Source organism: Cellulomonas sp. B6 (assembly GCF_001462455.1).
Lineage (GTDB): Bacteria > Actinomycetota > Actinomycetes > Actinomycetales > Cellulomonadaceae > Cellulomonas.
On sequence record NZ_LNTD01000072.1, the window covers coordinates 30520 to 54398 of the forward strand.

Annotated in this window: 19 protein-coding genes; 11 read left to right on the forward strand and 8 right to left on the reverse strand. The window is 75.7% G+C overall.

What is annotated here, in order from left to right; all coding sequences use genetic code 11:
- Positions 1–19: 19 nt before the first annotated feature.
- Positions 20–841, reverse strand: coding sequence for a DNA-formamidopyrimidine glycosylase family protein (locus ATM99_RS06265; RefSeq protein WP_062102063.1), 822 nt, complete (start codon positions 839–841; stop codon positions 20–22).
- A 123-nt stretch (positions 842–964) separates the two neighbouring features.
- Positions 965–6055, reverse strand: a complete 5091-nt coding sequence (locus ATM99_RS06270; RefSeq protein WP_062102064.1) for a DEAD/DEAH box helicase — start codon at positions 6053–6055, stop codon at positions 965–967.
- 63 nt (positions 6056–6118) lie between these two features.
- Between ATM99_RS06270 and ATM99_RS06275 the strand changes: the two genes are divergently transcribed.
- The 6 genes from ATM99_RS06275 to rny all read left to right on the forward strand — a co-directional run bounded on the left by ATM99_RS06275 (position 6119) and on the right by rny (position 13006).
- Complete coding sequence (locus tag ATM99_RS06275) at positions 6119–6361, forward strand: DUF3046 domain-containing protein (RefSeq protein WP_062102065.1); 243 nt, start codon at positions 6119–6121, stop codon at positions 6359–6361.
- 53 nt (positions 6362–6414) lie between these two features.
- Complete coding sequence (locus ATM99_RS06280; RefSeq protein WP_223304828.1) at positions 6415–8646, forward strand: alkaline phosphatase family protein; 2232 nt, start codon at positions 6415–6417, stop codon at positions 8644–8646.
- On the forward strand, positions 8643–9464 hold the full coding sequence (locus tag ATM99_RS06285) for an MBL fold metallo-hydrolase (RefSeq protein WP_062102066.1): 822 nt from the start codon (positions 8643–8645) through the stop codon (positions 9462–9464). The genes ATM99_RS06280 and ATM99_RS06285 overlap by 4 nt, the downstream gene beginning before the upstream one ends.
- Positions 9465–9714: 250 nt before the next feature.
- A complete protein-coding gene (recA, locus tag ATM99_RS06290) occupies positions 9715–10752 on the forward strand; it encodes a recombinase RecA (protein WP_062102067.1) in 1038 nt (345 codons plus the stop codon).
- A gap of 5 nt (positions 10753–10757) precedes the next feature.
- The gene (locus ATM99_RS06295; protein ID WP_062102068.1) at positions 10758–11345 is read left to right on the forward strand and encodes a regulatory protein RecX; all 588 of its coding nucleotides are present in this window, start codon (positions 10758–10760) and stop codon (positions 11343–11345) included.
- A gap of 128 nt (positions 11346–11473) precedes the next feature.
- Positions 11474–13006, forward strand: coding sequence for a ribonuclease Y (gene rny / locus ATM99_RS06300; protein ID WP_190278785.1), 1533 nt, complete (start codon positions 11474–11476; stop codon positions 13004–13006).
- 66 nt (positions 13007–13072) lie between these two features.
- On the opposite strand, the gene ATM99_RS06305 is transcribed toward rny, so the two are convergent.
- From ATM99_RS06305 to ATM99_RS06320, 4 genes are all read right to left on the reverse strand, one after another.
- Positions 13073–13936, reverse strand: a complete 864-nt coding sequence (locus ATM99_RS06305) for an amino acid ABC transporter permease (RefSeq protein WP_062102070.1) — start codon at positions 13934–13936, stop codon at positions 13073–13075.
- Complete coding sequence (locus ATM99_RS06310; protein ID WP_046528151.1) at positions 13933–14622, reverse strand: amino acid ABC transporter permease; 690 nt, start codon at positions 14620–14622, stop codon at positions 13933–13935. Before ATM99_RS06310 ends, ATM99_RS06305 begins: the two co-directional genes overlap by 4 nt.
- Positions 14623–14711: 89 nt before the next feature.
- Positions 14712–15578, reverse strand: coding sequence for a glutamate ABC transporter substrate-binding protein (locus ATM99_RS06315; RefSeq protein WP_062102071.1), 867 nt, complete (start codon positions 15576–15578; stop codon positions 14712–14714).
- A 76-nt stretch (positions 15579–15654) separates the two neighbouring features.
- Positions 15655–16449 carry an amino acid ABC transporter ATP-binding protein gene (locus tag ATM99_RS06320; RefSeq protein ID WP_062102072.1) on the reverse strand — a complete coding sequence of 265 codons (795 nt, stop codon included), beginning with the start codon at positions 16447–16449 and terminating at the stop codon, positions 15655–15657.
- Between the two features lie 153 nt (positions 16450–16602).
- Here ATM99_RS06320 and miaB point away from each other — a divergent pair, with 153 nt between their 5' ends.
- Together miaB and ATM99_RS06330 are read left to right on the forward strand one after the other, a co-directional pair.
- Complete coding sequence (miaB, locus tag ATM99_RS06325; RefSeq protein WP_062102073.1) at positions 16603–18204, forward strand: tRNA (N6-isopentenyl adenosine(37)-C2)-methylthiotransferase MiaB; 1602 nt, start codon at positions 16603–16605, stop codon at positions 18202–18204.
- Positions 18205–18353: 149 nt separating this feature from the next.
- The gene (locus tag ATM99_RS06330) at positions 18354–19943 is read left to right on the forward strand and encodes an aspartate:alanine exchanger family transporter (protein ID WP_062102105.1); all 1590 of its coding nucleotides are present in this window, start codon (positions 18354–18356) and stop codon (positions 19941–19943) included.
- A 44-nt stretch (positions 19944–19987) separates the two neighbouring features.
- On the opposite strand, the gene ATM99_RS06335 is transcribed toward ATM99_RS06330, so the two are convergent.
- Both ATM99_RS06335 and ATM99_RS06340 read right to left on the reverse strand, forming a co-directional pair.
- A complete protein-coding gene (locus ATM99_RS06335) occupies positions 19988–20509 on the reverse strand; it encodes a YbjN domain-containing protein (RefSeq protein ID WP_062102074.1) in 522 nt (173 codons plus the stop codon).
- Positions 20506–21090 (reverse strand): YbjN domain-containing protein, encoded by a 585-nt coding sequence (locus ATM99_RS06340; protein ID WP_062102075.1) that lies wholly within the window; start codon positions 21088–21090, stop codon positions 20506–20508. Before ATM99_RS06340 ends, ATM99_RS06335 begins: the two co-directional genes overlap by 4 nt.
- A gap of 88 nt (positions 21091–21178) precedes the next feature.
- Here ATM99_RS06340 and ATM99_RS06345 point away from each other — a divergent pair, with 88 nt between their 5' ends.
- From ATM99_RS06345 to dapF, 3 genes are read left to right on the forward strand one after another with little or no spacing between them, the layout of a single operon-like run.
- Positions 21179–21943 (forward strand): hypothetical protein, encoded by a 765-nt coding sequence (locus tag ATM99_RS06345; RefSeq protein WP_150118172.1) that lies wholly within the window; start codon positions 21179–21181, stop codon positions 21941–21943.
- On the forward strand, positions 21940–22896 hold the full coding sequence (miaA, locus tag ATM99_RS06350) for a tRNA (adenosine(37)-N6)-dimethylallyltransferase MiaA (RefSeq protein ID WP_062102106.1): 957 nt from the start codon (positions 21940–21942) through the stop codon (positions 22894–22896). Before ATM99_RS06345 ends, miaA begins: the two co-directional genes overlap by 4 nt.
- A complete protein-coding gene (gene dapF / locus ATM99_RS06355; RefSeq protein ID WP_082659346.1) occupies positions 22893–23861 on the forward strand; it encodes a diaminopimelate epimerase in 969 nt (322 codons plus the stop codon). The genes miaA and dapF overlap by 4 nt, the downstream gene beginning before the upstream one ends.
- Positions 23862–23879: the final 18 nt, after the last annotated feature.

Consider the following 23879-nt stretch of genomic DNA (forward strand, 5'->3'; position numbering starts at 1 on the left):
GTCGCGCGGCACCCGAGGCTCAGGTGCGTCCGCGCACCTGGCAGCCGGGGCACCAGTACACCTGGCGCTGCGTGGGAGCCTGACCGATCTCGTCGCGTGCGACGCGCGCACCGCAGCGCATGCAGGTGCGTCCCTCGCGGCCGTACACGGCCGCGTCAGGACGTCCCGTGGCCACCGAGGCCCGCAGCAGGGCCCGACCGGCGCGGAGCACCTCGTGCGCGTCGTCCACGGCGTCCGCCCGGGCCCAGGGCCACCAGCCGCGCGCGAACAGCGACTCGGCCATGAAGATCGTGCCCAGCCCTGCGACGACCCGCTGGTCCAGCAGGACCTCGCCGACCGGGCGGGCGCCCTGCGCGTGCCACCGCCGCACGGCCTCGTCGATGCCCGGCGTCGGCAGGTCGAGCACCGGAGGACCCGCCCACGGCACGCCCGGGGTCTCGTCGAAGTCGCCGTCGAGGACGTCGGGGCCGAGGTGCCCCAGCAGCGCCCGCTCGCCCGAGGTCGGCACGACGTCGAGCATGCCGAGCTGGAACCCGACGGCCGTCCATCCTGCGACGGCCAGCACCGCCCGGACCTGCGGCGACCGCGCGGCGGCCCGCCGGTCCGACGACGGGACGACGCGCCACGTGCCGTCCATCCGCAGGTGGGTGTGCAGCGTGCGGCCGTCGTCGAAGCGCGTGAGCAGGTGCTTGCCGTAGGGGCGTGCGCCCAGCACGGTCCGCCCGCGCAGGTCGACCGTCGCCGCCGTGGGCCAGCGCAGGTCGGCCCGCACGAGCCGGTGCCCCGCCAGCGCGCGGTCGAGGTGCGCGGCGGCCCGGCGCAGCACGTCACCCTCGGGCACGGCGTGCTCCGGTGGTGGTGCGCCGGCCCCCGGTTCCCCGGACGGGACGCGTTGTGGCGGCTGTCGCGCCTGCCGTCGGCACGTCCGACGGGCCGCCCGTACCGGGGCGACGCCACGACCGCGTCACGACGTGTGCAGCCGCAGGCCGCGCGGCGTCGTGACGAAGCCCGCGCCGGTGAGCGCGGTCGCGGCAGGAGAGGCCAGGACGTCGGCCTGGAGCACCTCGGCGCCGTCGATGCGCCCGACCGTGAGCCGCCCGGCGCGTCGCTCCCGCACGGCCTGCACGAGCGCCTCGGCCGCCGCGACCAGCGTGGAACGGTCGTCGGTGAACGTGAGCAGGGTGCGTCCGCCGCGCTCCAGGTACAGGGTCAGGGCGCCGTCGACCAGCACGACCAGCGCCCCCGCCTTGCGCCCCGGACGGTGGCGGGGCCCGTCGCGACCCTCGGGCCCGTCCGGCCACGCCAGGGCCGCGCCGTAGGGGTTGGCCGGATCGGTCGCGGCGAGCACGACGACCCACGGCACGTCGGCGCCGCCGCGCCGGTCGGGCTCGACCGTGCCCGGCGTCCAGGTGCCGGGGCCGCCCGGTGCGCCCCACGCCGGTGCTGCCACGTCCTGCCACGGCAGGCCCGGGCCGAGCGGCGCGGTGTCGAGCCGGTCGGCGGCGCGCTCGCGCGCACGGTCGACGACCTCGGCGTCCGCGCGCAGCCGGTCGACCGCCCCGGGCAGCGCGAACTGCGAGCCGCCGAGCCGCTCGACGAAGTAGCCGCGACGCACCTGCCCGGACTGCTCGAGCGCGCTGAGCACGCGGTACACGTCGGCGAACCGGCCCGAGACGCCCTCCGCGGGCGCCACCGCGCGGGTCAGGACCCCGTGGCGGTCGAGCAGCTGCGCGGCGAGCGCGTGCGCCCGCACGGTCGGGTCGGGCTCCCGCACGGGCAGCAGCGACCACCGACCCGCTCCCGCACCCGTCGTGGTGCCACCCACGCGCGCCGTCTCGTCGCGGCCCGTCGCGGGCAGGCCCAGGCGCGCGCCGGCCCGCAGACCGAGCCGCGGCCGCAGCGGACGACCACGCGCGGGCGCCGCCTGCGTGCGGTGCGCCGTCGGGCCGCCCGCGAGCCAGGCGCGCAACGGACCGAGACCGTCGTTCGTCACGCGACCGGCCCAGACCAGGTCCCACAGCGCCGCGAGGACCGCGGTCGTCCCGGGTGCGGGGTCCTCGTCGATCCAGACCGCCGCCGCACGGTCCACCAGCGGTCCCAGGAACCACGCGCCGCCACCCTCGAGCGCCGCGAGCACCGCACGGTGCACCGGTCCGCTCGCCGGTGCGTCGGGGTCGTCGAGGTCGGGGAGCGGCGCGAGCGTGAGGTCGGCCACCGCCACGGGGTGCAGCGACACCGTCCCGTCGTGCCCCGCCAACGGGGCGTGACCGGCCCACAGGACCTCCCCGGCCGAGGTCAGCTCGTCGAGCATCGCGGGGGAGTAGTCGGGTACGCGCGCGGGCAGCACGTGCGTCTCGAGCGCGGAGGCGGGCACGGCGAACCCCGCGAGCTGCTCGACCGCGCGGGCGACCGCGTCGACGCCGCGCAGACCCTGCGGTCGCCGACCCACCGCCTGCACGCCCTGCCAGCGCGGCAGGAACACCCCGAGCGACCGCGGGTCCACGGGTTCGACCTGGCTGCGCAGCGCCGCCAGCGACCGCTGGCGCAGCCGCCGCAGTACGTCGGCGTCGCAGAACTCGTCGCCCGTGCCGCCGAGCACGTCGGGACGGAGCCGACCCTGCACGAGCACGCCGGACGACTCCAGGCGCCGCAGCACCTCGCCGACCACGGCGACGCCGAGCCCGAACCGCGCGGCCACCTGCGCGGCCGGGAACGGACCGTGCGTGCGCGCGTGCCGGCGCAGCAGGTCGGCGAGCGGGTCGGGCAGGACCTCGGTGAAGATCTCGGGCACGCCGACGGGCAGCGCGACGCCGAGCGCGTCACGCAACCTCCCGGCGTCCTCGACGGCCGCCCACTGCTCGGCGCGCTCGGGGGCGACGCCCCCGAGCCGCACGCGGATCGCGCGTCGTGCCGCGGCGAGCTCGTCGAGCCAGTCCACGACCTGCTCGCGCACGTCGGGGCGCGTGCGGGCGCGGACGTCGTCCGCGGTCAACGGGCCGTGCCGCCGCAGCACGTCGGCGACCTGCTCGAGCGTGCCCGCCTGGCGGTCGGGGGCCGTGCCGGCGAGCTCGGCCTCGGTCCGCTCGACGGCCTCGGGGTCGAGCAGGTCGGCCAGCTGGGACTCGCCGCCCGACCCGAGCAGCTCGGCCAGCAGGGTCGGGTCGAGCGTGAGCGCGGCCGCCCGCCGCTCGGCCAGCGGCGCGTCGCCCTCGTACAGGAACTGCGCGGTGTACCCGAACAGCAACGACTGCGCGAAGGGTGAGGGGTGGGTCGTCGTGACCTCGACGACCCGCACGCGGCCCGAGCCGACGTCGCGCATGAGCTCGACGAGCGCGTCGGTGTCGAAGTCGTCCTGCAGGCACTCGCGCACCGCCTCGAGCAGGATCGGGAAGTCGGGGTAGCGCGCGGCGACCTCGAGCAGCTGCGCCGCCCGCTGACGCTGCTGCCACAGCGGCTGGCGGCGGTCGGGGCGCCGGCGCGGCAGCAGCAGCGCGCGCCCCGCCGCCTCCCGGAACCGGGCCGCGAACATCGCCGACGCTCCGAGCTCGTCGCGCACCGACGTGAGCACCTCGTCCGGGTCGAGGAGCAGGTCGTCGAGCGACAGCCGGGGTCCGGTGTCGGCCCCGCCGTCGTCGCCCCAGGCGACGTCGGCCGCGCCGTCGAGCACGTCCGGCAGCCGCAGCACGATCCCGTCGTCGGCGTGCATCGCGGCCGCGTCGACGCCGTACCGCTCCCGCAGCCGGGCCGCGAGCACGAGCGCCCACGGCGCGTGCACGCGCGCGCCGTAGGGGGAGTGCAGCACGATGCGCCAGTCGCCGAGCTCGTCGCGGAACCGCTCGACCACCACGACCCGGTCGCTCGGGAGCTGGCCCGTGGCCTCCTGCTGCTCGCGCAGGTACGCGAGCAGGTTGTCCGCGGCCCACGCGTCGAGCCCGGCGGCCTCGACCCGCTCGCGGGCGCGCTCGTCGGGCAGCGCGGCGACCTCGCGGACCCAGCCCCCGACGGCGCGCCCCAGCTCGGCGGGCCGGCCGGGCGCGTCACCCTTCCAGAACGGCAGGCGGCCCGGCACGCCGGGCGCCGGCGTCACCAGCACGCGGTCCGGGGTGATGTCCTGGATCCGCCACGTGCTCGAGCCGAGCGTGAACGTGTCGCCGACGCGCGACTCGTAGACCATCTCCTCGTCGAGCTCGCCCACGCGCTTGCCGCCCCGCACGCGGCCGCCGGTGCGCTCGGCGTCGGCGGGCACGTCGCTCGTCTCGCCCCCGCCGGCCAGGAACACCCCGAACAGGCCCCGGTCGGGGATCGTGCCGCCGCTGGTCACCGCGAGGCGCAGCGCGCCCGGCCGCCCCGACAGGACGTCGGCGACGCGGTCCCACACGACGCGCGGCCGCAGCTCGGCGAAGTCCTCCGACGGGTAGCGCCCCGCGAGCATGTCGAGGACCGCGCGCAGCGTGGCCTCGCCCAGGGTCGCGAACGGCGCGGCCCGGCGCACGACGCGCGCGAGCTCCTCGACCGGCCAGTCGTCCACCGCGACCATCGCGACCACCTGCTGCGCGAGCACGTCCAGCGGGTTGGCGGGCACCGCGAGCGCCTCGAGGTCGCCCGTGCGCATGCGCTGCGCCGTGACGGCGGCGGGCACCAGCTCGCCGCGGTAGGTCGGGAACACCACGCCGCGCGAGACCGCGCCGACCTGGTGCCCGGCCCGGCCCACGCGCTGCAGGCCGCTCGCGACCGACGGGGGCGAGCCGACCTGCACGACCAGGTCGAGCGCGCCCATGTCGATGCCGAGCTCGAGCGAGCTGGTCGCCACGACCGCGGGCAGCCGCCCGGCCTTGAGCTCGGACTCCGTCCGGGTGCGCTCGGCCCGGCTCATCGAGCCGTGGTGCGCGCGCGCGACGATCGTCGCGGCGTCGCGCGTGTCGACCCCCGCCGAGGCGCCCGACTGGCCGGGCGCCTCGGCGACCCGGACGGCGCCCGGGTCCGGGACGTCCTCACCCTGCCGCTCGGCCCACACCTCGTTGATGCGTGCCGTCAGGCGCTCGGCGCCGCGCCGCGAGTTGGTGAAGACCAGCGTCGAGCGGTGGGCCGCGACGAGGTCCACGACGCGCTCCTCGACGTGCGGCCAGATCGACGTGCGCGGCGGGGCCTCGTCGACCACGGCCGGGGCGGCGGAGCCCGGCGCGGGGGCCCCGAAGCCCGCGAGGTCGGGGTCGATGCCCGGTCCGCCGTAGCGGTTCGTCGAGCCGGGCACGGTCCCGGCGGCGCCGGGGCGCGCGGCCGACGCCAGGTCGCCCAGGTCCGGCACGGGCACGACGACCTCGACCTCGATGACCTTCTGCGACGGCGGCTGCACGACGACGACCTCGCGGCCGCCCTCGTCGCGCGGCCGTGACCCGCCGAGGAACGCCGCGACGGCGTCGACCGGGCGCACGGTCGCGGACAGGCCCACGCGCTGCACCGGGCCGGGGCCGCCGTCGCGCTCGAGCAGCGCGTCGAGCCGTTCGAGGCTCACGGCCAGGTGGGCGCCCCGCTTGGTCCCCGCGACCGCGTGGATCTCGTCGACGATCACGGTGCGGACGCCCGCCAGCCCCGCGCGGGCGCCGGAGGTGAGCACGAGGTACAGCGACTCGGGCGTCGTGATGAGCACGTCGGGCGGTGCGGTCGCGAACGCCCGCCGCTCGTTCGGCGGCGTGTCGCCGGTGCGGATGCCGACGCTCACGTCGGGCAGCGCGCGCCCCAGGCGCGTCGCGGCCTGGCGGATGCCCACGAGCGGCGAGCGCAGGTTGCGCTCGACGTCGGTCGCGAGCGCCTTGAGCGGCGACACGTACACCACGCGGCACCGCTCGGCGGGGTCGGTCGGCGGCTCGTCCGTCAGCAGGCCGTCGAGCGCCCACAGGAACGCCGCGAGCGTCTTGCCCGAGCCGGTCGGGGCGACGACCAGCGCGTGGTCACCGCCCGACACCGCCTCCCACGCCCCGGACTGGGCGGCCGTGGGCGCGGCGAACGCGCCCGTGAACCACGCACGGGTCGGCTCCGAGAAGCGGTCGAGCACCACCGGGCCATTGTGTCGGTTGGCACCGACACGCGCGGCCCGGCGCGGCGGTGGCAGGCTGGGGGTGTGAGGTATCGCGAGCTGACCGACCTGGTGGACGACGTGCTGGGACCGGTCCAGGGCCGGCTGCTGCTCGACGAGCTGGTGCTCGGCGAGCTCGGGGGGCGCACCGGTGCCGTCGCGCTCGCGGACGGCGAGGACCCGCGCAGCGTCTGGCACGCGCTGTGCGACGAGCTCGGCATCCCCGACGCGCGCCGCTGGGGCAGCGACCCGCACCGCCAGGCGCCGCCGCGCCGCTCGGACCGCTGACCCCCGTGGCCCGCGACTCCCGCCCACCCGCGCCCGACGACCGCCGTCGCCTGGTGCCGCGAGCGGTCGACGTGGGCGACGCGCTCGTCTCTCTCGCGGTCACGGCCCTCGGGCTGGGCGTCGCGATCGTCGTGGTCGACGGCGTCAGCGCGACGACGCCCTGGGGAGTCCTGCTCGCCGCGCTCGCGGTCGCGGTGGGCGACCTGGTGCTGCGGGCGCCGCTGCGGGTGCTCGCGACGGTCGCGGGCGCGGGCGGTGCGCTGGTGGCGGGCCTCGCGGCGCAGGTCCTGGTGCTGTGGGGCGCCCTGTCCGTGGCGTCCGGGGTCGAGGTGACCTCGGGCTGGGCCGTGCTGTGGGTGCTGGTCCTGACGTCCGTGGTCATGGCCGTCGGGCGGTGGCTGTGGGGGGCGAGCGACAACGAGTACGTGGTCGCCGACGTCGTGCGCCGGGCGCAGCGTGGCGCCCGCGTGCCCGCCGGCGAGCCGGGGGAGCGGCCGCGCGGCATGCTCGTCGTGCAGCTCGACGGCGTCAGCGCGCCCGTGCTCGACCAGGCGTTCGACGCCGGGCTCGTCCCCACGATGCAGCGGTGGGTCGAGGACGGCACGCACCGGCTCGCGCCCTGGTGGGCGACCGTGCCGTGCACCACGCCCGCCGCGCAGGCCGGGATCCTGCACGGCGCGGCCGACCAGATCCCCGCCTTCCGGTGGTGGGACCGCGACCTGCGCCGGCTGGTGGTGACGAACCACCCCGACGACGCGGCGCTCGTCGAGGAGCGGCTGAGCGACGGGTCCGGGCTGCTGACGGGCGGCGGCACCGCGGTCGCGACGATGTTCTCGGGCGACGCGGCGTCGTCGTACCTCGTGATGAGCCGCGGGCGCCGGCACGGCCTCGGGCCGGGGCCCGGCTACGTGCGGTTCTTCGCGCGGCCGTTCGTGCTGGCACGGGCCGTGACGGTGACGGTCGGCGAGGTCGTCAAGGAGCTGTACCAGGCGCGCCGCCAGACGGTGCACGACGTGCGTCCGCGCGTGCCGCGCGGCGGCTGGTACGTGCTGCTGCGCGCCGTGACGAACGTCCTGCTGCGCGACCTGGCGACGTCGCTCGTGGCGGACGCGCTGGTGCGCGGCGACCCGACGGTGTTCGTCGACCTCGTGGACCACGACGAGGTCGCGCACCACGCCGGCCCGACGCGCCCCGAGTCGCTGCGCTCGCTCGAGGGGCTGGACCAGGTGCTGCGGATCCTCGAGCAGGTCGTGCGCGTGGCGCCGCGCGAGTACGACCTCGTCGTGCTGTCCGACCACGGCCAGAGCCTGGGCTCGACGTTCGAGCAGGTCGAGGGTCGGTCGCTCCTGGCGACCGTGCGCGCCCTCATGGCCGAGCCCGACGTCGACGGCCTCGAGAGCACGGACGGCGAGGACTGGGGACCGCTCAACGCGCTGCTCACGAGCGTGCTCGGGCGGCCGGGCGACCCGGTCGTGCTCGGCCCCGACGCCGGTCCGGAGCGCCGCCGGGGACGGGCGCGCCGCGACGGCGGCGTCCCGCGCGTGCGCGAGCACGGCCGGGCGCCACGAGCCGACGGCACGGGGTCCGACGACGCCGTGCCCGACGTCGTGGTCGTCGGCTCGGGCAACCTCGGACTCGTGTGGTTCCCCGACGCGCCCGCGCGGCTCGTGCTCGAGGAGGTGCAGGAGCGCTGGCCCGGTCTGGTGGCGGGCCTCGCGGCCCGTCCCGCGGTGGGGGTCGTCGTCGTCGACTCGCGGACCCGCGGCCTCGTCGCCGTGGGGCGGTCGGGGCTGCGCCTGCTGGAGGCCGAGGGGGACGTCGTCGAGGGCGACGACCCGCTCGCGGCCTACCCGGGCCGGGCGCGCGCCGACCTCGTCCGGGCCGCGCGGCTCCCGCACACGGGCGACCTGCTGGTCGTCTCGGCGGTCGACGCGCGCGGGCACGTGCACGCGTTCGAGGGGCAGGTCGGTTCGCACGGCGGGCTCGGTGGCCCGCAGAACCTCGCGTTCCTGCTGCACCCGAGCGACCTCGCGGTCGACGACGCCCTGTGCGAGGACGCCGCCGGCGGCCGGGTGCTGGTCGGCCCGGACGCGGTGCACGCGCAGCTCGTCGCGTGGCTCGTGGCGCGCGGCGTGCGGCCGGTCGGCCCCGGGACGCGGCACGACGTCGGTCGGGGCGCCGGTCACGCCGTCGGCGGCGCGCCCGCGGTCGGGGACGACGTCGGGTCCGGGGTCGGCGACGACGTCGCGGGCGGGGCTGCGCGCGGTGCGGGGGAGGCGACGTGAGCGTGCGGGTCCGGTGGCTGGGGCACGCGACCGTCGTGCTGGACCTCGCCGGCGTGCGGCTCGTGACGGACCCGCTGCTGCGGCGGCACGCGGGCGTGCTGCGACGTCGTGGCGGGCGCGCACCGCACGCCGCCGACTGGCGGGGGGCCGCCGCGGCGCTCGTCTCGCACCTGCACCACGACCACGCCGAGCTCGGCTCGCTGCGCCTGCTCGGCCCCGTCCCGGTGCTCGCCGCGCCGTCGAGCGCGCGCTGGTTCGTCGACCACGGGTTGTCCGGCGTCGGCCTGGCCGACGACGCGTGGTGGGCGCCGCCCGACGGCGCGGACGTCCGCGTCCGGACCGTGCCGGCCGAGCACGGCCACCGGCCGATGCCGCACCGGCCCAACGCCGCGACGGGCTTCGTCGTCCGGGGCGGCGGAGTCACGGTGTGGTTCGCCGGCGACACCGGGCCGTTCCCGGGCCTGGCGCGCGTGCCCGAGCTCGCGGGGGCGCCGGTCGACCTCGCGCTCGTCCCGGTGGGCGGCTGGGGCCCGCGTCTGTCGGGCGGGCACCTGGACCCGCTCGAGGCGGCGCGCGTGTGCGCCGCCGTGGGCGCGCGCGTCGCGGTGCCCGTGCACTGGGGGACGCTGCACGCGCCCGCCGCGCGGCGCCTGCCGCCGGGCTGGATGGACCGCGCCGGGCACGCCTTCGAGGCCGCGGCCCGGCGCGTCGCGCCGGACGTGGACGTGCGCGTCCTCGTGCCGGGGGCGGCGACCGAGGTGACGGCCGTGCGCCGCGGGGGTCCGGGCGAGGTCGGTCCGACGGCGGACGACGCCTGAGAGCGGCACGACGCTCGGGTCCTGACGTCGCGACACGCGACACGCGCGCCGGTGCGTGCGTCGAACACGTGTTCGGGTAGCGTGTGCGGCGGTGACACGGTCGAACCGACCACAGACCCGCCGGCGCACCGCCGGACCACGGGCGAGGGGCGGCCCGGCCGGGATGTCGGTGGTCGGGCATAGCGTCACGCACGACAAGACCAGTTCCCGCAGGAGCAGCGCGACGCTGCACGACACGACGAGGTACATCATGGCCGCTCCGGATCGCGCGAAGGCCCTCGAGGCCGCCCTCAGCCAGATCGACCGCCAGTTCGGCAAGGGGTCGGTCATGCGCCTCGGCGACGAGAGCCGCGCTCCCGTCGAGGTGATCCCCACCGGCTCGATCGCGCTCGACGTCGCGCTCGGCATCGGCGGGCTCCCGCGCGGCCGCATCATCGAGGTGTACGGCCCCGAGTCCTCCGGCAAGACGACCGTCGCGCTCCACGCCGTGGCGAACGCGCAGAAGGCCGGCGGCATCGCGGCGTTCATCGACGCCGAGCACGCGCTCGATCCCGAGTACGCGAAGAAGCTGGGCGTCGACACCGACGCGCTGCTCGTGTCCCAGCCGGACACCGGCGAGCAGGCGCTCGAGATCATGGACACGCTGATCCGGTCCGGCGCGATCGACATCATCGTCATCGACTCGGTCGCGGCCCTCGTGCCGAAGGCAGAGATCGAGGGCGAGATGGGCGACTCGCACGTCGGCCTCCAGGCGCGCCTGATGTCGCAGGCGCTGCGCAAGATCACCGGTGCGCTCAACTCGTCGGGCACCACGGCGATCTTCATCAACCAGCTGCGCGAGAAGATCGGCGTGTTCTTCGGCAGCCCGGAGACGACGACCGGCGGCAAGGCGCTGAAGTTCTACGCCTCGGTGCGCATGGACATCCGACGCATCGAGACCCTCAAGGAGGGCACCGACGCGGTCGGCAACCGCACGCGCGTCAAGGTCGTGAAGAACAAGATGGCCCCGCCGTTCAAGCAGGCGGAGTTCGACATCCTCTACGGCGTCGGCATCTCGCGCGAGGGGTCGCTCATCGACCTGGGTGTCGAGCACGGGTTCATCCGCAAGTCCGGGGCCTGGTTCACCTACGAGGGCGACCAGCTGGGTCAGGGCAAGGAGAACGCGCGCAAGTTCCTGCGCGACAACCCTGACCTGGCCAACGAGCTCGACAAGAAGATCAAGGAGAAGCTCGGCATCGGCGCCAAGGTCGACGCCCCGGCCGACGCGCCGGTCCCCGTCGACTTCTGATCGGCGTGGGGGACCTCACCGGCCGGCCCGCGGCGCGTCGCCGCGGCCGGCCGGCCGCCGAGCCGCCGGACGCCGGTGCGGCCGCGCAGGACGCGGAGCCGGACCCCGAGTCCGTCGCCCGCGCGATCGTGCTGCGACGGCTCACCGGGGCGCCCCAGTCGCGCGCCCAGCTGGCCGAGGCGCTGGCGCGTCGGGACGTCCCCGAGGACGTCGCGTCCCGTGTTCTCGACCGCTTCACCGAGGTCGGACTCGTCGACGACCAGGAGTACGCGCGGATCCTCGTGCGGTCGCGGCACGCCGAACGCGGGCTGTCGCGCCGGGCGCTGGCCGTCGAGCTGCGCCGCAAGGGCATCGACGACGAGACCGCCGCCACCGCGCTGGCGGGCGTCGACGACGACGACGAGGAGCACGCGGCGCGCGAGATCGTGCGTCGCCGTCTGCGGTCGACCGCGGGCCTGGACCGGGACGTGCGGGTGCGTCGCGTGTACGGCGTGCTGGGGCGCAAGGGGTACCCCGGCGGGCTCGTCGCGCGCCTCGTGCGCGAAGAGCTCGCCGCCGAGGGCGACGGCGACGGCGCCGACGAGGCGCCCTAGCCTGCCGGCGAGCGGTGGTCCGTGGGTCAGGTCGACGTCCCGACGGACGTCGCTGGTCACGGCCGACGCGTCCGACCTGCACAATGAACGCACGGGCGCCGCCGCGGCACCCTTCGTCGGGAGGTGACGTGGAGCAGAGCGCGATCGCGACCATCGTCGGGCTGCTCGGGGCGTGCCTCGTCGCGCTGCTGCTCGTGCTCGTCGCACGCCGCGAGGCCGACCAGCAGCGCCGCCGGGCGTCGGAGGACGTCGAGCGGATCCGGCAGGACGCCCGGGAGATGCTCGCCGACGCCGAGCGTCGCGTGCGGCGCGTCGTCGAGCGTGAGCACGAGATCGCGACGCAGCGCGCCGAGGTCGCCGAGCTCGAACGCCGCACGCGCGCCGACGCGGAGGCGGTGGCGGAGTCCGAGCGCTCCGCCGCCCGCGCCCTGGACCGCGCCGAGCACGTCGCGGCCCGCACGCTCGCGGACGCCGACCGTGCGGCCAACGAGCGGCTCGCCGACGCCCGCTCGCAGGCCCGTGCCGAGCTCGAGTCCGTCAGCGGGCTCACCCAGGACGAGGCCCTCGCCGAGCTGACACGTCGCATCGCCGACCAGGCGGCGAACGACGCGGCGGCACAGGTGCGCCGCGCCGAGGCGCAGGCGCGCCGCACCGCGGACGCGCGGGCACGCCGGATCGTGTCGACAGCCGTCCAGCGTCTCGCCGTGCCGAGCAGCGCGCAGAGCGCGCTCACCGTGCTGCCGCTGCCCTCGGACGAGATGAAGGGCCGCATCATCGGCAAGGAGGGTCGCAACATCCGGCACTTCGAGGCGCTGACCGGTGTCAACGTGCTCGTCGACGAGACGCCCGACACCGTGGTGCTGTCGTGCTTCGACGCCGAACGTCGCGAGATCGCCCAGGTCACGCTGGACACGCTCATGGCCGACGGGCGCATCCACCCGCAGCGCATCGAGGCCGCGTACGCCGACGCGCTCGCCGGTGCCGACGAGCGGCACGACGCCGCCGGTCACGACGCCGCCGAGCGTGCCGGCGTCGCGGGTCTGCACGCCGAGGTCGTGCGGACCGTGGGCCGCCTGCGGCTGCGGTCGTCCTACGGTCAGAACGTGCTCGAGCACCTGGTCGAGTGCGCGCAGGTCGCTGCCTCGATCGCCGCCGAGATCGGTGCGGACGTCGACGTCGCACGGCGCGGCGCGTTCCTGCACGACCTCGGCAAGGCGCTCACGGCGCAGGTGCCCGGCACGCACGCCGCGGTCGGTGCGGACCTCGCGCGCCGCCACGGCGAGAGCGACGCCGTGGTGAACGCGATCGCCGCGCACCACGACGAGGTGCCGCCGTCCACCGTCGAGGCCGTGCTCGTGCAGGCTGCCGACGCGATCTCCGCCGCCCGCACCGGGGCGCGGCGGCAGGAGCTCGACCAGTACGTCGAGCGCATGGTGGAGCTGGAGACGCTCGTCGCGGAGCACCAGGGCGTGCGACGCGCGCTCGCGATGTCCGCGGGGCGCGAGGTGCGCGTCGTGGTCGAGCCCGAGGAGGTCGACGACCGTGCGCTGCCGCACCTGGCGCGCGCGATCGCCCAGCACATCGAGGCCGACCTCACCTACCCCGGCGAGATCCGGGTGACCGTCGTCCGGGAGCTGCGGGCCAGCGCCACCGCGGGGTGAGTTGGCCGGCGCCCGCCGACGGCCTCATCGGGTGGCGGCACCGCAGCGCCGACCGGGCGTCGCGCGCTATCGGGTCGTCGTGGCTGCCATCGCCGGCGCCTCCGCCGTCGCGTCACCCGCCGTCAGCCGTCCGACGCGTGACGCGAGGCGCTCGGCGAGCGTCGTCAGCGCGTAGTTGATGACGATGAAGACGAGCGCCGCGATCAGCAGCGCCTGCAGCATGTTCCCGTTGCCCGATCCGAAGCGACGGGCGGCGTCCAGGAGCTCGGGGTAGGTGATGATCGCGCCGAGCGCGGTGTCCTTGAGGATCACGACGAGCTGGCTCGCGATGGCCGGGAGCATCGCGATGAGCGCCTGCGGCACCTCCACGAGCCGCAGCGACTGCGACGGGCGCAGCCCCACGACGAGCGCCGCCTCGCGCTGACCCTTCGGCAGGTTGTGCACGCCCGAGCGCACGAGCTCGGCGAACACCGATCCGTTGTAGAGCGTGAGCGCCAGGACCACGGCGAGCAGCGGGACGTCCGGGGGGTCGACGACCCGCAGCTGGGCGATGCCGCTGTAGAAGAAGACCATCATGAGCAGGACGGGGACGGCGCGGAAGAACTCCACGACCGTGCCGCTGACCCAGCGCACCACACGTGAGCCGGACAGCCGACCCATCCCGAACACCAGCCCGAACACGGCGGACCCGACGATCGCGAGACCCGCCGCGCGCAGGGTCTGCAGCAGACCCGGGAGCAGGTAGGCCGTCCACGTGCGCGGCTGCGCGAACGGCTCCCACATCGCGGGCTCGAGCTGGCCCTTGCGGTCCAGCAGGACGAGCGCCCACGCGGCGATGCCCGCGACGACGAGCGCCGCCACGACGTTGACGACCACCATCCGGCGGCGCGTGCGCGGACCCGGGACGTCGAAGAGGACGAGGTTGCTCATCGGGCCACCGCCAGCCGTCGCGAGAGGGACGTCGTCGCCAGCCCGACGGGGACGACGATGATCACGTAGCCGATCGCGAACGTGAGGAACACCGCGAGGATGACGTCCGGGCGGAACTCGATCATGGTCTTCATCAGGCCGGAGGTCTCCGCGACCGAGCCGGCCGCGGCCACGGTCGAGTTCTTGATGAGGGCGATGAGGACGTTGCCGAGCGGGGCGACGGCGCCCCGGAACGCCTGCGGCAGGATCACGAGCCGCGCGGCCGGCCAGAAGCCGAGGCCGATGGCGCGTGCCGCCTCGGCCTGGCCCACCGGCACGGTGTTGACTCCCGAGCGCAGCGCCTCGCACACGAACGCCGCGTGGTAGACCGCGAGCCCCAGCACGGCGAGCCGGAAGAAGTTCGTCTGGAAGTCGCTCGACAGCGTGATGCCGAGCTGACCCCACAGGCCCAGCACGCAGAACACGATGATGATCGTCAGCGGTGTGTTCCGCAGCAGCGTGACGTACGTCGTGCCGGCCCACCGCAGGCTCGGCACGGGGGAGATCCGCATGACGGCGAGCACCGTGCCGATGACGAGCGCCAGCACGGCGGCGTACGCCGTGAGCTGGATGTTCACCCAGAACGCGCCGAGCACGTCGTACTGGTCGAACAGGGACACGAACTGGTCGAGGTAGCCCTCGTCCACGCGGCCTCCCGGGTGTGCGGTGGGGTGGGAGGACCCGGGGCCGGCCCGCGTGGTGCGGGTCCGGCCCCGGGCCGACGGTCAGTGCTGCGTCACGCGCAGGTGTCGACCTTCGGCGGGTTGAGGGACTCGTTCGGCGTGTACCCCGAGGCGCCGACGTTGTCGTCGAGCGCCTTCTGCCACGCGCCGTCGGAGATCATCTTCTCGATCGCCGTGTTGACGTCCTGGCAGACGTCGTTGTCCTTCGGCAGGCCGACGCCGTAGTTCTCCTCGGAGAACGGGTTGCCGACGACCTTGACCTTGCCCTCGTTGGCCGGCAGCGCCGCGAGGCCCGCGAGGATGATGTCGTCGGTCGTCACGGCGTCCACCGTGCCGGCGACGAGCGCCGTCACGCACTCGCCGTAGCCCGGCTGCTCGAGCAGGTTGGTGCCTGCCGCGTACTCGTCCTTGATGCGCTGCGCCGACGTCGAGCCGGTCACCGAGCACAGGTTCTTGCCCTCGAGGTCCTCGGGACCGGAGATCGAGTCGTCGTCCTCCGCCACCAGCAGGTCCTGCCCGGCGACGAAGTACGGCCCCGCGAACGCCACGACCTCCTTGCGCTTGTCGGTGATCGAGTACGTCGCGAAGATCATGTCGACCTGGCCGTTCTGCAGCATCGTCTCGCGCTGCGCCGACGGCGCCTGCACCCACTCGATCTGGTCGGGCCCGTAGCCGAGCTCGCCGGCGACGTACTTCGCGACGTCGACGTCGAAGCCGGTGTAGTCGCTGCCGTCCTGGAAGCCGAGGCCCGGCTGGTCGAACTTGATGCCGATGCGGATCGTGCCGTCGGCGCCGCCGCCGGAGGTCTCGCCGCCGCCCGCGCCGCCGGTCTCGGCGGGTGCGTCGTCGCCGCCGGAACAGGCGCCGAGCGTGAGCGCGGCCACCGCGGTCAGTGCGAGGGCCAGTCGTCGTGCACGCATGTGTGCTTCCCCTTCGTTCGTCCTACGTCGGTCAGGGTCGGGAGGTCGGTGGTCGGGTCGGTGCGGGTCGGTCGGGTCAGTGCGTGAGGATCTTGGACAGGAAGTCCTTCGCCCGGTCGCTGCGCGGCGCGGTGAAGAACGTCTCGGGCTCGGCCTCCTCGACGATCTGCCCGGCGTCCATGAACACCACGCGGTGCGCCGCGCGGCGCGCGAACCCCATCTCGTGCGTGACGACGACCATCGTCATGCCGTCCCGCGCGAGGCTGACCATCACGTCGAGGACCTCGTTGATCATCTCGGGGTCGAGCGCCGAGGTCGGCTCGTCGAAGAGCATGGCCTTGGGCTTCATCGCCAGCGCCCGGGCGATCGCGACCCGCTGCTGCTGACCGCCCGAGAGCTGCGCGGGCCGCTTCTGCGCCTGGTTCGCGACGCCGACGCGCTCGAGCAGCTCCATGGCCGTGGCCTTCGCCGTCGCGGGCTTGACGCCCTTGGCCTTGACCTGGCCGAGCGTGACGTTCTCGAGCACGGTCTTGTGCGCGAAGAGGTTGAACGACTGGAACACCATGCCCACGTCGGCGCGCAGCCGCGCGAGCTCGCGCCCCTCCGCGGGCAGGGGTCTGCCGTCGATCGTGATCGTGCCCGAGTCGATCGTCTCGAGGCGGTTGATCGTGCGGCACAGCGTCGACTTGCCGGACCCCGACGGCCCGATGACGACGACGACCTCGCCGCGGTGGACGGTCAGGTTGACGTCCTTGAGCACGTGGAGCGCACCGAAGTGCTTGTCGACGTGGTCGAGGACGAGGAGCGGCTCACCGGTCGGACGCGTGTCCACGTCGGCAGGTCCGGGCTCCGCCGTGATGCTGTCGGCCATGGACCGAACCTACGGGTGAGATGTTGCGTATGCCACGTGTGCGCGTCACGGTCGCGTAACAGCGGGTTCACACGAAAGGTCCCTTCCGTGGCGTGGGCGTGCTCGTCCGGGCGCCTCGGAGGTGCCACCACGCGGGTCGTACCCTGGTGGGCGATGTCCACGACCCTGACCACCGCCGCCGCCCCGCAGGACTCGCCCAGCGCACCCGCGGGCGTCGACGCGCGCCCTCGCACGTACCTCGTCAAGACGCTCGGCTGCCAGATGAACGTGCACGACTCCGAGCACATGGCGGGCATGCTCGAGCAGGCGGGCTACGTGCCGGCGCCGCCCGCGCAGGCCGCGGCTGAGGACGTCGACGTCATGGTCATCAACACGTGCGCGGTGCGCGAGAACGCGGCCGACAAGCTCTACGGCAACCTCGGGCGGCTCGCGGGCACCAAGCGCACGCGGCCCGGCGGCATGCAGATCGCCGTGGGCGGCTGCCTCGCCCAGAAGGACCGTGCCGGCATCGTCGAGCGCGCGCCGTGGGTCGACGTCGTGTTCGGCACCCACAACCTCGACGTGCTGCCGGCGCTGCTCGAGCGCGCGCGCCACAACGAGGCCGCGCAGGTCGAGATCGCCGAGTCGCTGCAGGTCTTCCCGTCCACGCTCCCGACGCGCCGCGAGTCGGTCTACGCCGGCTGGGTCTCGATCAGCGTCGGCTGCAACAACACGTGCACGTTCTGCATCGTGCCCCACCTGCGCGGCAAGGAGCGCGACCGGCGACCGGGGGAGATCCTCGCCGAGGTCGAGGCGCTCGTCGCGGCCGGCGCGATCGAGGTCACGCTGCTCGGGCAGAACGTCAACTCCTACGGCGTCGGTTTCGGCGACCGGCACGCGTTCGGCAAGCTGCTGCGGGCCGTCGGCACCGTGCCCGGGCTCGAGCGCGTGCGCTTCACGTCCCCCCACCCGGCCGCGTTCACGGACGACGTGATCGAGGCCATGGCGCAGACGCCGACCGTCATGCCGCAGCTGCACATGCCGCTGCAGTCGGGCTCCGACCGTGTGCTGCGCGCGATGCGCCGGTCGTACCGCTCGGACCGGTTCCTCGGGATCCTCGAGCGCGTGCGCGCGGCGATCCCGCACGCCGCCATCACGACCGACGTCATCGTCGGCTTCCCCGGGGAGACCGAGGAGGACTTCGCCGAGACCCTGCGCGTCGTCGAGGCGTCGCGGTTCTCGTCGGCGTTCACGTTCCAGTACTCGCCCCGCCCGGGCACCCCCGCCGCCGACCTGCCCGACCAGCTGCCGAAGGCCGTCGTGCAGGAGCGTTACGAGCGGCTCGTCGCGCTGCAGGAGCGGATCTCGGCCGAGGAGAACGCCGCCCAGGTGGGGCGCACGCTGGACGTGCTCGTCGCCGAGGGCGAGGGGCGCAAGGACGGCGCGACCGCGCGCATCTCGGGCCGGGCGGAGGACAACCGGCTCGTGCACCTCGCGCTGCCCGCTGACCTCGCGCCGCAGGACGCGCCGCGCCCCGGCGACCTCGTCACGGTGCAGGTCACCCGCAGCGCGCCGCACCACCTGGTCGCGGACTCGGCGCTCGCGCCCGGGGGCACGTTCCGGGTGCGTCGCACGCGCGCCGGCGACGCGTGGCAGGCGCGCGCCGAGGGCGGTGACGAGCACGACCACGGCGGCTCGGCCTGCGGGACCGGCGCACCCGCGCCGGCGGGGCCCGTCGTGCTGGGGCTGCCGACGCTCGGCCGCCCCACGCGCTGAGACCTCCGGCTCGATCCGTGCCCGTCGACGCGGGCGGGTCCGCCACCGGGGTGCGGTGACCCGGGCCCTAGGGACCAGGACCACGGCACGGGTCAGGGCTTCAATGAACGCGGCAGTGTCGCCACGTCGCAGCGTCAGTGGAGCCCGTCATGCGAGACGTCTTCCTGTTCCTCGCCCAGCAGCCCGTGCTGCTGCTCTTCGTCGTCATCGGCGTGGGCTCCGCGGTGGGCCACGTCAAGGTCCGCGGCGTCGGGCTCGGGGCGGCCGCCGTGCTGTTCCTGGCGATCGCGCTCTCGGCGTGGGCGTCGTCGTACGACGTCGACCTCGAGATCACCGAGGCGCTCGGGACGCTCGGCCTGACGCTGTTCACGTTCTGCGTCGGCCTGGTGTCGGGCGCGACGTTCTTCTCCTCGCTGCGCCGCTCGCTGGCGCCGATCCTCGCGACGGCCGGCGTCCTGGTCGTCAGCGCGGTGGTCGCGGTGGGAGCGGGGCGCGTGCTGGGCCTGGACGCCCCGACCGTGGCCGGTGCGTGGGCCGGGGCGGTCACGAACACGCCCGCGCTCGCGGCCGCGCGCGACGCGGCCGGCGACGCGACGACGCCCACGATCGGCTACGCGGTCACCTACCTCTTCGGCGTGATCGGCATGCTCGTCGCGGTGTCGGTCGCGCTGCGCCACCGCGAGCACGACACCGACGCCCCGCCGACCCTCGTCAGCCGCACCGTGCGCGTCGAGGCCACGTCCGGGTCGAGCGTGCGCGACCTCGAGGAGCGGCACCGCGACCGCATCAAGTTCTCGCGCGTGCGGCGCGGGGAGACCTCGCCGATCCGCACCGCCGACGACGCCGACCTGCTCGTCCTCGACGACCTGGTCACCGTCGTCGGGCCGGTCGAGGACGTCGACGCCGTCACGCGTGAGCTCGGCCACGCGTCCTCGCACCGGCTCGAGGCCGACCGCATGTACCTCGACATGCGCCGCGTCACGGTGTCGGCCGAGCGGGCCGCCGGTCACACCATCGCCGAGCTGGACCTGCTGCACCGGTTCGGCGCGACGATCTCGCGCGTGCGCCGCGGCGACGTCGACGTGGTCGCGACCGACGACTTCCAGCTGCAGCTCGGGGACCGCGTGCGCGTGATCGCGCCACGCGAGCGCATGACCGAGGTGTCGCGCTGGTTCGGCGACTCCTCGCGCGGGCTGTCCGACATCACCCCGGTGGTGCTGGGCGTCGGCATGGCGCTCGGGATCCTGCTCGGAGCGGTCGCGTTCCCGGTGCCCGGACGCGTCTTCTCGATCGGGTCCGCCGCCGGCACGCTGCTGGTCGGCCTCGTCCTCGGTCGGATCGGGCGGGTGGGCCCGCTCGTGACGGCCATGCCGTACACGGCCGCCCAGGCGATCGCCGAGCTCGGGCTGCTGGTGTTCCTCGCGCAGGCCGGGTCGCGCGCCGGTGCGCAGATCGGCGCGGCGTTCACGTCGGGCGAGTGGTTGCGCATCCTGGTGCTGGGCGTGCTGGTCACCGCGACGGTCGGGGTCGGGCTCCACCTCGTCATGCGGCGGGTGTTCCGGGTCGGCGGCACGCGGCTGTCCGGCGTCGTCGGGGGCACGCAGACCCAGCCGGCGGTGCTCGCGTTCGCCAACGCGCGCACCGGCTACGACGCGCGCGTCGCGCTCGGGTACGCCCTGGTGTACCCGGCGGCGATGATCACCAAGATCGTCCTGGGGCAGGTGCTCGGGGGCCTGTGAGAACCGGCGCCGCGGGACGCGCGGGGCGCCGCGGGTCGCAGGTGTCAGTTGTCGGGGACGTCGGGTGGCGGCGTGCCCTCCGCGGGCACGACCGGGTCGAGCGCCGCGAACAGCTGGACGCCCGTGCCGAGCCCGCACGCCAGCAGCTGTGCGAGCTGCAGGTCCGTCACGCCCTGCTCGAGGTCGGCGGACACCTCGGCGTACACCGCGAGCTCGCCCTCCTCCTCGCGCACGTACGCCTTGGGCCAGATGCGCTCGCGGTTCCAGTCGTTGATCGCCAGCGCGATCGCACGGCGCTGCTCGAGCGGCAGGCTGCGGTGCCAGCGCCCGCGCACCTGCAGGATCTCCGACTGCTCGCCCAGCAGCAGGAACCAGAACCGGCTGCCGTCCCACGTGCCGGTGAGGTCGCCGTCCTCGTCGATCACGAACCGGTACCCGCGGCCCAGCAGGTAGTCCGCGACGCGGTCGCGCGTCAGGGGCTGGGGCGGCTCGTCGTCCTGCGGGCGCGGCTTGGTCGGCTTGGGCAGCCCGCCCAGGACGCGCAGCAGCCAGCCGGGCGCGCTCACGGGGCCGTCACCGCGGGGTCGGGGTACCGCTCGTCGAACGCGTCGAACAGCATGCTGCCGGTGGACAGGCCGCAGAACAGCAGCTGGCTGAGCTGGGCGTCGGTCACGCCGTGCTCGAGGTCCGTCGCGACCTCCGAGACGACGTGCACGCGGCCGTTGTCACGCACGCGCGCGTACGCCTTGGGCCAGATGCGCTCCGCGTTCCACTCGTTGCACAGGTCGAGCACCTCCTCGAGCCGCTCGATGGTCAGCTCGCGGTGCCACTGACCCCGCACCTGCAGGATCTCCGAGCGCTCGCCGAACAGGAAGAAGTAGAAGAGCCTGCCGCGCCACAGCCCACCCAGGTCGCCGTCGTTGTCGACGAAGTAGGAGAACTGGTTCTCGGCCATCCACGACGCGATGCGCGCGGGCGACACGGGGGCGGGCGAGGTGGTCGAGGGCTGCGCGTCACCCAGCTCGCGCACCAGCAGCTCGGCGACGCGGTCGTGCAGCTCGCGGTCCGTGACCGGGTCCGCGACGGACGCGGGTGCGGGACGCGTGCGAGCCCTCCAGCGCGCAGCGCGCAGACGGAACCATCCCATGCCGCGACCCTACCTGGCCCCACCGACCGTCCGCGGGGTGGGGCCGCACGAGGCGGGGCGTCGGCGTGCGGCGCGTTACCGTCGGTCCGTGCTCGCCGCCGCCCTCGTCCCGGACACCGTCCTGCTGCTGCCCGGCGTCGCCGGTCGCGGGCCCGACGAGCCGGTGCTCGTGGCGCTGCGGGCGGCCGCGGCGGCGGTCGTCGCGGACGCGGTCGCCGGGGCCGTGCGCGTGGTGGTCGTCGCGCCGGGCCGTGCGGACCGTGCGGTCGTCGGCGACGTCGCCCTCGGCGCAGCAGCCGCCGGCGTTCCCGACGCCCTGCTGCGCGAGCCCGTGCCGACGGTCCGTCTGGACCCGCCGGGCGTCGGCCCGTCGACGGGCTGGGGGGCAGTCGGGTCGGGCACCGTCGTCGGGCTGCGTCTCGCGCTCGCCGCGGGCGTGCCCGCGCACCGCCTGCACGCGCTCGAGGTCGCACCCGGTCCGGTCCCCCCGCTGCGGGCGACGGGGGCGGCCCTGGGCGAGGGCACGGGCACCGTGCTCGTGGTGGTCGGGTCCGGCTCGGCACGTCACGGGGACGACGCACCGCTGCCCGGCGACGCGCGTGCGTCCGCCGTCGACGCGGCGCTGCTCGCGGCGCTGCAGCAGGGCGGTGCCGCGGCCCGGTCGGCGCTGGCGGCCCTCCCGGAGCCGACGGCGACGGCGCTCGCCGTGACGGGCTGGGCGCCGTGGCAGGTGCTGGTGGGCGCGCTCGACGCCGGGTCGGGCGATCCGGCGGACGACCGCACCGACGTGCGGCACGCGACCGTGTGGCGCGGCGCCGCGCACGCGGCGGCGCTGTGGCGGGTCGCATCGTGAGCCTCGTCGTGGCCGTCGTCGGCCCCACGGCGACCGGCAAGTCCGACCTGGCGCTCGATCTCGCGCAGGCGCTGGGCGGCGAGGTCGTCAACACCGACGCCCTGCAGCTGTACCGCGGCATGGACGTCGGCACGGCCAAGCTCGCGCCCGACGAGCGACGCGGGGTCCCGCACCACCTGCTCGACGTGCTCGACCCGCGCGACGAGGCCTCCGTGGCGGACTACCAGACGCGGGCGCGCGGCGTGCTGGCCGACCTCGCGAGCCGCGGCGTGCGCGCGGTCGCCGTGGGCGGGTCGGGGCTGTACGTGCGCGCCCTGCTCGACCGCATGGAGTTCCCCGGCACCGACCCGGACGTCCGCGCCGCGCTCGAGGCGCGTGCCGAGGCCGAGGGGCCGCGCGCGCTGCACGCCGAGCTCGCGGCGCTCGACCCCGTGGCCGCGGAGAGCATCGGCCCGCGCAACGCGCGCCGCGTCGTGCGCGCGCTCGAGGTCATCGAGCTCACCGGACGTCCGTACTCGGCGAACCTGCCGCGGCACGAGTACGAGGTCCCCGCCGTGCAGATCGGGCTCGACTGCGACCGCGCCGCGCTCGACGAGCGCATCGAGCGCCGGGTGGCGCGCATGTGGGACGACGGACTGCTCGCGGAGGTGCGCGCGCTGAGCGCGCACGGCCTGGGGCGCACGGCCTCGCGCGCCGTCGGGTACGCGCAGGCGCTCGCGGAGATCGCCGGCGCGCTCGACGGTGCGCAGGCACGCGCCGAGACCGCTGCGGGGACGCGTCGTCTGGCGCGCAAGCAGATGGGCTGGTTCGGCCGCGACCCGCGCGTGCACTGGCTGGACGCGCGCGACCCGGACCTCGTGGCGCGCGCTCTCGACGTCGTCGCGCAGGCCGACGAGGGCCGCCTCGCCGCGCCCGACCCCGCCGCTCGCGTGCGCCGTACCCTGGGGTCGTGACCGACGCCCTCGCCCCGACCCCGACGTCCGCGCCCGCACCGGACCGCGCCCGGATCGTCGCGACCAAGGGCCACGGCACGCAGAACGACTTCGTGCTCCTCGACGACCGCGACGGCACGCTCGTCCTCGTCCCCGCGCGCGTACGACAGCTCTGCGAGCGCCGCGCGGGCGTCGGCGCCGACGGCGTGATCCGCCTGGTCGCCACCGAGCACGTCGAGGACGCACCCGCCGCGGCCCGTGCGGCGCGGTGGTTCATGGACTACCGCAACGCCGACGGGTCGGTCGCGCAGATGTGCGGCAACGGCGTCCGCGTGTTCGCGGCCTACGCGCAGCGGCTCGGCCTCTGGGACCCCGTGACGGGCCCGCTCGACGTCGGCACGCGCGCGGGGCTGCGCACCGTCGCGGCCGTCGCGCCCGAGGTCGGCGACGGGCCGTGGTTCGAGGTCGGCATGGGCCCCGTCACGCTGCCGGCCGGCCCGGGTGCGCTCGCGGACGGCGGCGACGCGCACGTCGACGTCGCGGGGCTGTCCGTCACCCGCCCGGGGCTGTCGGTCGACGTCGGGAACCCGCACACGGTCGTCGTGCTGGCCGACGGCGCCGACCTGGCCCGCGCCGACCTGACGACCGCGCCGGGCGTCGTGCCCGTGCCGCCCGAGGGGACGAACGTCGAGCTCGTGGTCCCGCTCGGCGAGGAGGTCGGACCCGACGGCCGGCCCCGTGGTCACGTGCGCATGCGTGTGCACGAGCGGGGTGTGGGGGAGACGCGCTCGTGCGGCACCGGCGCCGTCGCGGCCGCGGCGGCGGTGCGCGCGTGGGGCGGGCCGCAGGCCCCTGACGTCTGGCTCGTCGACGTGCCCGGCGGCACGGTGCGCGTCACGCTGCGCGCCGACGGCCACGCCGAGCTGGCCGGACCCGCGCTGCTCGTGGCCGAGCTCGACGTCGACCTGGCGGCGCTCCCCGCGTGAGCGAGCCGCTGGTGCTCG